Source organism: Microbacterium istanbulense (assembly GCF_037204145.1).
In the GTDB taxonomy this organism is placed as follows: Bacteria; Actinomycetota; Actinomycetes; order Actinomycetales; family Microbacteriaceae; genus Microbacterium; species Microbacterium istanbulense.
On record NZ_JBBDGN010000013.1, the window covers coordinates 75,733 to 87,512 of the forward strand.

Here is an 11,780-nt window from a genome sequence, read left to right on the forward strand (position 1 = left end):
TAAGGTAGATCCATGACGTATTCCGTCGCCGTCTCCGGCGCATCCGGCTATGCGGGAGGCGAGATCCTGCGGCTTCTCGCCGGGCATCCCGACATCGAGATCCGCACCGTCACCGCGCATTCGAACGCCGGGCAGCCGCTCATCGAGCACCAGCCGCACCTGCGCTCGCTCTCCCATCTGACCCTGCAGGAGACGACCCCGGAGATCCTTTCGGGCCATGACATCGTCTTCCTTGCACTGCCGCATGGCCAGTCGGGGCAGTACACCGACGCCCTCGGCGACAGCCCGCTGGTGATCGATGCGGGCGCCGACCACAGGCTCACGTCGCAGGATGCCTGGGATGTCTTCTACGGTGGCGCCTTCCACGAACCCTGGACGTACGGCGTGCCCGAGCTTCTGGTGGAGGGCGTGAAGCAGCGCGAGCACCTGCGCGGTGCCACGCGCATCGCCGCACCCGGCTGCAACGCCTCGACGGTCAGCCTCAGCCTCGCGCCCGGCGTCGCCGCGGGCGTGATCGACCCGTCCGACATCGTCAGCGTGCTCGCGGTCGGTCCGTCCGGGGCCGGCAAGAGCCTCAAGGCCAATCTGCTGGCCAGCGAGATCCTCGGCACCGCGAACCCGTATGCCGTCGGCGGCACTCACCGTCACATCCCGGAGATCCGCCAGGCCCTTCGACAGGCTCAGCCCCTTCGACACGCTCAGGGACCCGGCGCCGAAGACATCCGGATCTCGTTCACGCCCGTGCTCGTGCCGATGGCGCGGGGCATCCTCGCCACCTCGACAGCGCCGATCATTCCCGGTGTCTCCGACGCCGAGATCCGCGCGGCCTGGCAGGACGCATACCGCGACGAGACGTTCGTGCAGCTGCTGCCGGAAGGACACTTCCCCCGCACCGCCGACGTGCTCGGGGCGAACACCGCCCTCATCGGCGTGGCGATCGACCGCGCGGCCGGCCGCGTCACGGTCGTCACCGCGGTCGACAATCTCGTCAAGGGCACCGCCGGCGCTGCCATCCAATCCATGAACCTCGCGCTGGGTCTTCCTGAGGACCGCGCCCTTTCCGTGAACGGAGTCGCCCCGTGACCGTCACCGCCCCTGCAGGCTTCGAGGCGGCCGGTGTCGCCGCCGGCCTGAAGTCCACCGGCAAGCCCGATGTCGCCGTTGTCGTCAACCGCGGCCCGCGCAAGGTCGGCGCCGCCGTGTTCACCACGAACCGGGCCAAGGCCAACCCGATCATCTGGTCGCAGCAGGCCATCGCCGACCGGTTCGTCGAGGCCGTCGTGCTCAACTCCGGCGGCGCGAACTGCTTCACCGGCGCCTTCGGCTTCCAGACCACGCACCTCACCGCCGAGAAGGCGGCCGAGCTGTTGCAGGTGAGCGCCGGCGACGTGATCGTCTGTTCGACCGGTCTCATCGGCACCGGTGACGAGGTTTTCCGCAGCCGCGTGCTCGATGGTGTCGAGCGTGGCATCGCCGAGCTCAGCGCCGACGGGGGAGAGGCCGCCGCGCAGGCGATCATGACCACCGACAGCGTCGCCAAGACAGCCGTCGTCGAGCGCGACGGCTGGACGATCGGCGGGATGGCGAAGGGGGCCGGCATGCTGGCGCCGGGCCTGGCCACCATGCTCGTCGTGCTCACCACCGACGCGGACCTCGACCCTGTCGATGCGGATGCGGCGCTGCGCCGCGCCACCGGTTCCACGTTCGACCGGCTCGACTCCGACGGCTGCATGTCGACCAACGACCAGGTCACGCTGCTCGCTAACGGCGCGAGCGGCGTGCGGCCGACGCTCGACGAGTTCGCTGAGGCGCTCACGGAGATCAGTCAGAGCCTCGCCGCCCAGCTGCAGCAGGACGCCGAGGGGGCCAGCCACGACATCACGATCGAGGTGCGTGGTGCGGCATCCGAGGCGGACGCGGTCGAGGTGGGGCGGTCGGTCGCTCGCAACAACCTCTTCAAGGCGGCGATCTTCGGCAACGACCCCAACTGGGGCCGTGTGCTCGCGGCGATCGGCACCACCGGCGCCGAGTTCGACCCCTACGACGTCGACGTCTGGATGAACGGCGTGCGGGTGTGCAGCAAGGGTGAACCGGACCGGCCACGCGAAGAGGTCGACCTCACCCCGCGCGCCACCCATGTCGTGATCGACTTGCGGGTCGCGGAGGCGACGGCCACCATCCTCACCAACGACCTCACCCACGATTACGTCCACGAGAACAGCGCGTACTCCTCATGACCGATCTTCAGGACACCCCGCCCGAGGAAGCCGCCGTCAAGGCCGCGACCCTCATCGAATCGCTGCCCTGGCTGAAGAAGTTCCGCGACCAGATCGTCGTCGTCAAGTACGGCGGCAACGCCATGGTCTCGGACGAACTGCAGGATGCTTTCGCGCAGGACATCGCCTACCTCCGCTATGTCGGCGTGCAGCCGGTCGTCGTGCACGGCGGGGGCCCGCAGATCTCCAACATGCTCGATCGGCTCGCGATCCCCAGCGAGTTCAAGGGCGGCTACCGGGTCACCAACACCGAGGCGATCTCGGTCGTGCGCATGGTGCTCACCGGGCAAGTGAACCCGCAACTGGTCGCCAAGATCAACTCGCACGGGCCGATCGCGACCGGCCTCAGCGGTGAAGACGCGGGACTGTTCGGCGGACGCCGCCGCGGCATCGTCGTCGACGGCGAGGAGATCGACCTCGGCCGGGTCGGTGACGTCGTCCAGGTCGACCCCACCCCCGTGCTCGACCACCTGGCCGCGGGGCGCATTCCGGTCGTCTCGTCGATTGCTCCCGATCTCGACCACCCCGGCCAGTCGCTGAATGTGAACGCGGATGCCGCGGCCGCCGCGCTCGCCGTGGCACTCGGTGCGCGCAAGTTCGTGGTGCTCACCGATGTCGCGGGGCTCTACGCCGACTGGCCCAACCGCGACTCGCTCGTCTCCCACCTCACGGCGAGCGAGCTGACCACGATGCTGCCGAGCCTCGAGTCCGGGATGATCCCGAAGATGCGCGCCTGCCTCGACGCCGTCGAGGGCGGTGTGGGCGCGGCGGCCATCATCGACGGGCGCGTGCCGCATTCCGTGCTCGTCGAGCTGTTCACCAGCAAGGGCATCGGCACGCAGGTCGTCGCAGATCCAGCAGGAGAGACCGCATGACCGACTGGCAGGACGACGCCTCCCGGGACCTGATGAGCCTCGGCGGGCGGCTGGCGCTGCTCACCCGCGGCGAGGGATCGCACGTCTGGGATGCCGACGGCACGCGCTACCTCGACTTCCTCGGCGGCATCGCCGTGAACAGCCTGGGCCACGCGCATCCGGTGTTCGTCGAGGCCGTCGCGACGCAGGCCGCGACACTCACCCACGTCTCGAACTACTTCGCCAGCCCCGCGCAGCTCGAGCTCGCCGCGCGCCTGAAGCGTCTGGCCGGCACCGGGGAGCGCGGCCGGGTATTCCTGGCGAACTCCGGCACCGAGGCCAACGAGATGGCCATCAAGCTCGCGCGCCTGCATGGCAACCCGCGCGGGCGCACCACGATCCTCGTCGTGGAGGGCGCCTTCCACGGACGCACGATGGGGGCGCTGTCGCTCACCCCCAAGGCCGCCTATCGCGATCCGTTCGAGCCGGCCGTGCCGGGCATCCGCACCGTCGCCCGTTCTCTCGACGCGCTCGAGCAGGCGTTCGACGACACGGTCGCGGCGATGATCGTCGAGCCCATCCAGGGCGAGGCCGGGGTGGTCGAGCTGCCCGATGGTTTCCTGCAGCGGGCGCGTGAGCTCACGTCCGCCCACGACGCGCTGCTCATCCTCGACGAGGTGCAGACCGGGTCGGGACGCACCGGCGAGTGGTTCGCGTTCCAGCGCACGGGCATCGTGCCCGACGCCGTGACGGTGGCCAAGAGCATCGGGGCCGGGTTCCCGCTCGGGGCGCTGATCACCTTCGGCGACGCCAGCGACCTGTTCTACCCCGGCACGCACAACTCGACGTTCGGGGGAAACCCGCTCGCCAGCGCGGTCGCGAACGCGGTGCTCGGACACATCGAGGACACCGATCTGCTGCAGAACGTCCAGGACCGAGGAAGGCAGCTGCGTGACGGCGTGGCAGGCCTGCCGCTCGTGGCAGGCACCCGCGGAGCCGGCCTGCTCATCGGCATCCTGCTGGATCGTCCTGTCGCCGCCGAGGTGCGCGCGGCCGCCCACCAGCGCGGCCTCATCATCAACGCTCCCACCGACGACGTCATCCGCATCGCCCCGGCGTACACGATCGGCGACGCCGAGGTGGCGGAGTTCCTCACCCTGTTCGCCGCGGCACTCGAGGCCGTGGCTGAGACCACCAAGACCCCCACGGAGACACACGCATGACCCGCCACCTGCTGCGCGACGACGACCTCAGCCCTGCCGAGCAGGCCGAGATCCTCGACCTCGCCCTCGAGCTGAAGAAGGACCGCTGGGCGAACAAGGCCCTGGCCGGCCCGCAGACCGTCGCCGTCATCTTCGACAAGTCCTCCACCCGCACCCGGGTGTCATTCGCGGTCGGCATCGCCGACCTCGGTGGCTCGCCGCTGATCATCTCGACGGCCAACAGCCAGCTCGGCGGCAAGGAGACGCCCTCCGACACGGCGCGCGTCCTCGAGCGTCAGGTCGCCGCGATCGTGTGGCGCACCTACGCGCAGGCCGGGCTGGAAGAGATGGCCGCCGGTACCAGGGTGCCGGTGATCAACGCGCTCTCCGATGACTTCCACCCGTGTCAGCTGCTCGCCGACCTGCTCACCATCCGTGAGCACAAGGGCGACCTCGCCGGCCTCACGCTCACCTTCTACGGCGACGGTCGCAGCAACATGGCGCACTCGTACATGCTCGCCGGCGTCACCGCCGGCATGCACGTGCGGATCGTCGCGCCAGAGGCCTACGCGCCGCGCGAGGACGTGGTGACGGATGCCGAACGCCGTGCCGCCGAGACGGGCGGATCGATCACGCTGCTCACCGACCCGCGCGAGGCAGCCGTCGGTGCCGACGTGGTCGTCACCGACACCTGGGTGTCGATGGGCAAGGAAGAGGAGAAGAGCGCACGCCTGCGTGATCTCGGCGCCTACAAGGTGACCGCCGACACCATGGCCCTCGCCGACCCCGAGGCGATCTTCATCCACTGCCTGCCCGCCGATCGCGGCTACGAGGTCGACCCCGAGGTGATCGACGGCCCGCAGAGCGTCGTCTGGGACGAGGCAGAGAACCGCCTGCACGCTCAGAAGGCGCTGCTGGTGTGGCTGCTCGGAAAGCACGGTGCGTGATGACGGGTACGACGAACGACGGCGCCCTCTGGGGTGCGCGATTCGCGGGAGGTCCCGCACCGGAGCTGGCGACGCTGAGCCGCTCCACACACTTCGACTGGATCCTCGCGCCCTACGACATCGCCGGGTCGCACGCGCACGCGGTGGCGCTGGAGGCAGCGGGATACCTCGAGGCCGAGGAAGCGCGCATCATGCACGCCGGGCTCGACGCGCTCGCCGCGAAGATCGCCGACGGCACGCTGCTGCCCGACCCGGGTGATGAAGATGTGCACGGCGCTCTGGAGAAGGCGCTCATCGCCGAGGTCGGAGCGGAGGTCGGCGGGCGTCTGCGCGCCGGGCGCAGCCGGAACGACCAGATCGCGACGCTGGTGCGGATGTACCTCATCGACCACGCCCGCGTGATCGCCCGCGACCTGCTCCGGGTCATCGACGCGCTCGTGGCGCAGGCCGAGGCGCACCCCGACGCCATCCTGCCCGGTCGCACGCATCTGCAGCACGCGCAGCCTGTGCTCCTCGCGCACCACCTGCAGGCGCACGCCTGGCCGCTCGTGCGGGAACTCGAGCGGCTCGTCGACTGGCGTCGTCGGGCGGGCGTCTCGCCGTACGGCGGGGGAGCGCTGGCAGGATCCACGCTCGGCCTCGACCCGGCCCTCGTCGCCCGCGAACTGGGCCTCGACCGTCCGGCGGAGAACTCCCTCGACGGCACGGCCGCGCGCGACGTTGTCGCAGAGTTCGCGTTCATCGCCGCGATGACCGGTGTCGACATCTCGCGTCTGAGCGAAGAGATCATCCTCTGGAACACCCGCGAGTTCGGGTTCGTCACCCTCGACGACGCCTACTCGACCGGGTCGAGCATCATGCCGCAGAAGAAGAATCCCGATATCGCCGAGCTCGCACGCGGCAAGTCGGGCCGCCTGATCGGCAACCTGTCTGGTCTGCTCGCGACGCTGAAGGCGCTGCCCTTGGCATACAACCGCGACCTGCAGGAAGACAAGGAGCCCGTTTTCGATTCGGTGCAGACCCTTGAGGTCGTACTCCCGGCGTTCGCCGGCATGATCGCCACCATGCGGTTCGACACCGAACGGATGGCAGCGCTCGCGCCGCAGGGCTTCTCGCTCGCGACCGATGTGGCTGAGTGGTTGGTCAAGCGCCGCGTCCCGTTCCGTGACGCGCACGAGATCTCGGGTGCGCTCGTGCGCGCCTGCGAGGAGCGCGGCATCGGTCTCGAGGATGCCGATGACGCTCTGCTGGCCTCGGTCTCCGAGCACCTGACGCCGGATGTGCGGGAGGTGCTGTCGATCGAAGGGTCCGTGGCATCGCGCGCCGGCGTCGGCGGCACCGCTCCCGTGCGCGTCGCTGAGCAGCGCGCCGAACTCATCGCACGGGCGCAGGCGGCCGCACACGAGCTCGGTCTGTAGACTAGGCATACTCGCCAAACATTCCTAATTAGGGAATATCGGCGAAGTATTCGTGTTATGGTTATCCCATGGTCGTCGCCGTCATCGCCGACATGGTCGGCTCCCGCAGGCTTCCTGATCGGGCCGCCGCCCAGCGCGTGCTCGATGAGGCGATCGACCGCGTCGAAAGCGCACGTCCGCTCGCCATCGAGCGGCTGACGCCTACGGTCGGGGACGAGCAACAGGGCGTCTATCAGGATCTCGGGGCGGCACTGACCTCGCTGATGATGGTGCAGCTCGCGCTGCCCGACGGCGTCGGCATCCGTTTCGGATTGGGAATCGGCGACGTCCGCAGTTTCGACTCCTCCGGTGGTCGGCTCAGCGACGGGCCGGGGTGGTGGGCCGCACGGGCTGCCATCGAGCTGGTGAACGAGCGCGAACGTGGCGCCATCCCGAGCACGCGCGCCTGGATCGTCGGTGGCCAGGGGCAGGATGAGGTCATGCCTGCCACGATCTCCGCCGCCAACGCCTACCTGCTGCTGCGCGATGAGCTCATCGGCGCGATGAGTGACCGCGAGCGTCGCCTGACCTACGGGCGGCTGATGGGCAGCTCGCAGACCGAGCTCGCCGCGCAGGAGGGCATCACGCAGCCGGCGGTGTCGAAGGCGCTGCGTCGCAGCGGGGCGAACGCCCTGCTGCTGGGCCTCGACGAACTGACGGGAGCGCACTGATGGTCCTTGCCGGATTCCTGCTGTTCGCCGTCGGGGCCGCCGACCTCGTCCGGCAGTTCGTGCCGCGTCGATGGATCGGCTACTTCGTGGGCGCCATCGCGCTGCTGGTCCTCGGCAGTGCCGCGGATGCGCTGCTGCCGATGCTTGCGGCCGCGGTCGTGGCCGCCCTCTGGGTGTGGAGCATGCCGGGGGAGGGGGAATCGCGGCTCACGTTTTGGCCGGCGGTCGGGCTTGCCCTGCTCTGTGTGCTGGCGGTGGTCTCCGTCGGCGACCGTGGCCCTGCAGGTGTGATCGGTGAGGTCTGGCAGTTGCGGACGCCGTTCGGTGAGACCTCTTTCGACCTGGCCATGCTCGTGCTCGGCGTGTTCGTCTTCCTGCTCGAGTCCGCGAATCGTGTGGTGCGCGCGGCGCTTGCGGGTGAGCATGCGTGGCATCCGGGCAACGTCGAGATCACCGAGGTGACCCAGACGGATGCCGACGGCGAGGCGACTGCTGTCGTGGCTTCCCGCGGGGGAGGATTCAAGGGCGGGCGCCTGATCGGCCCGCTCGAGAGGGTGATCATTTTCATGCTCACCCTCGCGGGTGCCTACTCGCTGATCGCCGCAATGCTGGCGGCCAAGGGCATCGTGCGCTTCCCCGAGATCTCGAAAGACGGTGAGACCGGCGCGCGCGCCGAGTATTTCCTCGTCGGCAGCCTGGTCAGTTGGGTGATCGCTCTGGGCGCCGCCTTCCTGGTGTGGTGGGCGTCGCACGTGTGAGCACGCCGCGGCGCCGCTGATAGCCTGGAGCGCGTGTCGAATACTGATCTGACGGCCGCGCCGGTCGCCCTTGACCCCACGTTCGAGAACGTGTGGGACGAGCTGGTCTGGCGTGGGCTCGTCCACGTGTCCACCGACCAGGAGGCGCTGCGCGCCCTGCTCGCCGGGGACCCGATCACGTATTACTGCGGGTTCGACCCGACCGCGCCGAGCCTGCACCTGGGCAACCTCGTGCAGCTGCTCACGCTGCGTCGCATCCAGCTCGCCGGGCACAAGCCGCTCGGCCTCGTCGGCGGGTCCACCGGACTCATCGGCGATCCGCGCCCCACAGCCGAGCGCACGCTGAACACGCGCGAGACCGTGGAGGAGTGGGTCGGGCGCCTGCGGGGACAGGTCGAGCGCTTCCTCAGCTTCGAGGGCGACAACGCCGCGCGCCTGGTGAACAACCTCGACTGGACCGCGCCGCTGAGCGCGATCGACTTCCTGCGCGAGATCGGCAAGCACTACCGCGTGGGCACGATGCTGAAGAAGGATGCGGTCGCTGCGCGGCTGAACTCCGACGCCGGCATCAGCTACACCGAGTTCAGCTACCAGATCCTGCAGGGCATGGATTTCCTCGAGCTGTACCGCCAGTACGACTGCGTGCTGCAGACCGGTGGATCCGATCAGTGGGGCAACCTCACCAGCGGCACCGACCTCATCCATCGCGTCGAGGGCACCTCGGTGCACGCGATCGGTACCCCGCTGATCACGAACAGCGACGGCACGAAGTTCGGCAAGAGCGAGGGCAACGCGATCTGGCTCGATGCCGAGATGTGCAGCCCGTACCGCATGTACCAGTTCTGGCTCAGCACGACGGATGCCGATGTGATCGACCGGTTGAAGGTGTTCACGTTCCTCAGCCGCGCCGAGATCGAGGAGTACGCCGCGCTGGTCGAGGCCGAACCGTTCCGTCGCGCCGCGCAGAAGCGCCTCGCCCTCGAGGTGGTCAGCACCGTGCACGGTACGGCTGCGGCTGCGGCTGTCATCGCCGCATCCGAGGCGTTGTTCGGACAGGGCGACTTGGCAGGGCTCGACGCCTCGACGCTGCGCACCGCGCTCGACGAGCTGCCGAACACGACCGTCGCTGCCGGTACCCCGGTGGTCGAGGCGCTCGTGGCGACGGGTCTGGTCTCGAGCGCATCGGAGGCGCGTCGGGCGATCTCGCAGGGCGGTGTTTCTCTGGACGGCGCCCGCGTCGAGGACGACACCGCGACCGTGCAGGGCACGCTGCCGGGCGGTGTCTCGGTGCTGCGCCGCGGCAAGAAGACGTTGGCGGGAGTCTTCCTCGGCTGACGAGGACGTGAACGTCATGTGAGGCGGCGGCACTCGGGGTTCTCCCCGGTGCCGCCGCTTTAGGCTGTGGCCATGCCCTTCACGCCGAGTCATGCGGTCGTTGCGCTGCCATTCATCCGCACTCCGCTGATCCCCGCGGCGATCGCGATCGGCGCGATGACTCCGGATCTTCCGCTGTTCGTACGGGGTATCGGAATCGGCTACGGCTTCACCCACACGTTCGCCAACGTGGTGTGGACGGCGCTCCTCGCGTTTGTGCTGTTCCTGGTGTGGCGCGTGGTCTTGCGACCGGCCGTGCCGCAGCTCGCACCGAGCTGGATCGCGACACGTCTTCCCGCACAGTGGTGGCTGAGCGGAAGAGCGGCGGCGCCGAACGCCGTCGGTGTGGGCGAGAGCCGGGGATACCCGCTTCTGCTGGCGGTGTCGTTCGTGCTCGGGGTGCTCTCGCACATCGTCTGGGATCTCTTCACGCACGAGGGTCGCGCCGGAGTCGACGCGGTGCCGCTGCTCGCAGCGATGTGGGGTCCGCTGCCCGGATACAAGTGGCTGCAGCACGGGTCAAGCGTCATCGGTCTGCTGATCATCGGCATCTGGGCGCTCACCTGGCTGACCCGCCGCGCGCCGCAGCCGCTGCCGAAGCGTCAGCTGCCCGATGCGGTGCGGGTGGCCTGGTGGATCTCGCTGCCGCTGATCCTGCTCGCCGCCTGGGTGCTCGGTTACCAGATGATGGGGCCGTTTACGGCGGAGTTCACTGCGCAGCATCTGGCCTATCGCGTGCTGCCGCCGGCCTGCGCCCTGTGGGCTGCGCTCACGCTCGTGCTCTGCATCGTGCTCGCGGTGCGACGCCCGGCTGACGCACCGCTCGAGGGCGGCGCAGCTCAGTCCGGTCGGGGGAGCCACTCCGCCTGATCGCTGCCCCAGGCGCGCGGAGCCGCGAAGCGATCCGGCGCGTCCGGCCAGGTCACTGCCGGCAGGACTGTGGTCAGCTCCGTGCCGTCGACCGTGAAGGTCTGGGTCGCGGCGACCTCGGCGAGGGTGCCCGCGGGTGCGTGCCGCGGCATGCCGAGGAGCTCGGCCGCGACACGACGGAGCGAGGTGCTCACATGCCAGCCGCCTCCGATGTCTGCGCGGTGGCGCAGGGCGGTGGCGATACCAGCGGCGAGCAGATAGCCGGCTGAGTGATCGAGGGCCTGCGCCGGGAGCGCGCCGGGGGTGACGCCATCGACGGACTCGATCCAGGAGACTCCGCTGTCGGCCTGCACGAGGCTGTCGAATCCACGTCGCGACTCGTCGCCGGTCCAGGCGGTGAGCTGTGCGACGACGAGATGCGGATGCCGGCGCGAGAGCGCGTCCGGAGAGAGGCCGAGCCGCCGCAGGCCGTCGGGCCGGTATCCGAGCACGACGACATCGGCGGCAGCGAGCAGACTTTCGAGCCGCGCGGCATGGGTCGCGACGTCGAGGAGTGCCGAGCGCTTGCCGTGCCCGGTGTCGAGATGCTGCCAGATGAATTCCGGACGATGGGGCGGATCGATCCGCAACACGTCGGCACCGGCGAGAGCGAGCGTCCGTGTGGCGACTGGGCCGGCGATGACGCGGGTGAAGTCGAGCACCCGGATGCCCCGCAGCGGAGAACTCGGGGCCGCCGCTGTCTGTCGCCGCGGTGCGTCACCCGCGGGGGAGACGGCGACAAGGGGAAGCGCGCGCAGCGCTTCATCGGCCTCGGGGTGCTCGCGTCGCACCGGCACGCACAGGCCGCCGGCCGCCGAGATGCGTGATGCGGCGAGGTCGGGAGTCAGGCGACCGAGTGCGGCGCCGACCGCTGCGGGAGAAGCATCGGTCGAGAGGCCGAGACCCGCGCGGAGCGCGAGCGCGTGGTGGGCGTAGTTGCCGTGAGTGCGTACCCATCCGCCGCTCGCCGGCCAGAACCGCGAGAGTGGTGACCATACGTCGGGTGCTGCACCGGCGATGCGCAGGTGCCGGTCACTGCGGTAGGCCGCGGCGACGCGCTCAGGCTGCGGACGACGGATCTCAGCGCCAGACAGAGCCGCCCCCGCGACGAGCACCGACGCCCATGCGAGGTCGTCGATGGGAAGGAAGGCGGGGAGCGGGACCGACACCTGCGCCGCGGATGCCGCGCTGAGCGCGGACCCATCGAGATCGAGCTCGTGCGCAAGCCGCCTCAGCAGCACGACAGAACCGGAGGAATCGAGCGCGTCATCCATGGCCCGATCCTAGGCAGGGAGCGGGTGCGCGGGGAGTGGGGAGGCGTTCGGCCCCACT

The 11,780-nt window shown here is 69.6% G+C and carries 11 protein-coding genes; 10 read left to right on the top strand and 1 reads right to left on the bottom strand.

Annotation, left to right across the window (positions count from 1 at the left end; all coding sequences use genetic code 11):
- The first annotated feature begins 12 nt into the window (after positions 1-12).
- The 10 genes from argC (at position 13) to WDU93_RS12785 (ending at position 10,409) form a co-directional block, all read left to right on the top strand.
- Positions 13-1,083, top strand: a complete 1,071-nt coding sequence (gene argC / locus WDU93_RS12740) for an N-acetyl-gamma-glutamyl-phosphate reductase (protein ID WP_337321213.1) — start codon at positions 13-15, stop codon at positions 1,081-1,083.
- A complete protein-coding gene (gene argJ, locus WDU93_RS12745) occupies positions 1,080-2,237 on the top strand; it encodes a bifunctional glutamate N-acetyltransferase/amino-acid acetyltransferase ArgJ (RefSeq protein ID WP_337321215.1) in 1,158 nt (385 codons plus the stop codon). Before argC ends, argJ begins: the two co-directional genes overlap by 4 nt.
- Complete coding sequence (gene argB / locus WDU93_RS12750; RefSeq protein ID WP_337321216.1) at positions 2,234-3,151, top strand: acetylglutamate kinase; 918 nt, start codon at positions 2,234-2,236, stop codon at positions 3,149-3,151. The genes argJ and argB overlap by 4 nt, the downstream gene beginning before the upstream one ends.
- A complete protein-coding gene (locus WDU93_RS12755; RefSeq protein ID WP_337321218.1) occupies positions 3,148-4,353 on the top strand; it encodes an acetylornithine transaminase in 1,206 nt (401 codons plus the stop codon). The genes argB and WDU93_RS12755 overlap by 4 nt, the downstream gene beginning before the upstream one ends.
- A complete protein-coding gene (gene argF, locus WDU93_RS12760; protein ID WP_337321220.1) occupies positions 4,350-5,279 on the top strand; it encodes an ornithine carbamoyltransferase in 930 nt (309 codons plus the stop codon). Before WDU93_RS12755 ends, argF begins: the two co-directional genes overlap by 4 nt.
- Entirely contained in the window at positions 5,279-6,697 is a 1,419-nt protein-coding gene (gene argH / locus WDU93_RS12765) for an argininosuccinate lyase (RefSeq protein ID WP_337321221.1), read from the top strand. The genes argF and argH overlap by 1 nt, the downstream gene beginning before the upstream one ends.
- Before the next feature lie 68 nt (positions 6,698-6,765).
- A complete protein-coding gene (locus tag WDU93_RS12770; RefSeq protein WP_337321223.1) occupies positions 6,766-7,407 on the top strand; it encodes a SatD family protein in 642 nt (213 codons plus the stop codon).
- Positions 7,407-8,165 (top strand): hypothetical protein, encoded by a 759-nt coding sequence (locus tag WDU93_RS12775; protein ID WP_337321225.1) that lies wholly within the window; start codon positions 7,407-7,409, stop codon positions 8,163-8,165. The genes WDU93_RS12770 and WDU93_RS12775 overlap by 1 nt, the downstream gene beginning before the upstream one ends.
- A 33-nt stretch (positions 8,166-8,198) precedes the next feature.
- Positions 8,199-9,500 carry a tyrosine--tRNA ligase gene (tyrS, locus tag WDU93_RS12780; RefSeq protein ID WP_337321227.1) on the top strand — a complete coding sequence of 434 codons (1,302 nt, stop codon included), beginning with the start codon at positions 8,199-8,201 and terminating at the stop codon, positions 9,498-9,500.
- A gap of 72 nt (positions 9,501-9,572) precedes the next feature.
- On the top strand, positions 9,573-10,409 hold the full coding sequence (locus tag WDU93_RS12785; RefSeq protein ID WP_337321229.1) for a DUF4184 family protein: 837 nt from the start codon (positions 9,573-9,575) through the stop codon (positions 10,407-10,409).
- Here WDU93_RS12785 and WDU93_RS12790 read toward each other — a convergent pair.
- Positions 10,379-11,722: a CoA transferase gene (locus WDU93_RS12790; protein WP_337321231.1), complete on the bottom strand. Its 1,344-nt coding sequence runs from the start codon at positions 11,720-11,722 to the stop codon at positions 10,379-10,381. The genes WDU93_RS12785 and WDU93_RS12790 overlap by 31 nt on opposite strands.
- Between the last annotated feature and the right edge of the window lie 58 nt (positions 11,723-11,780).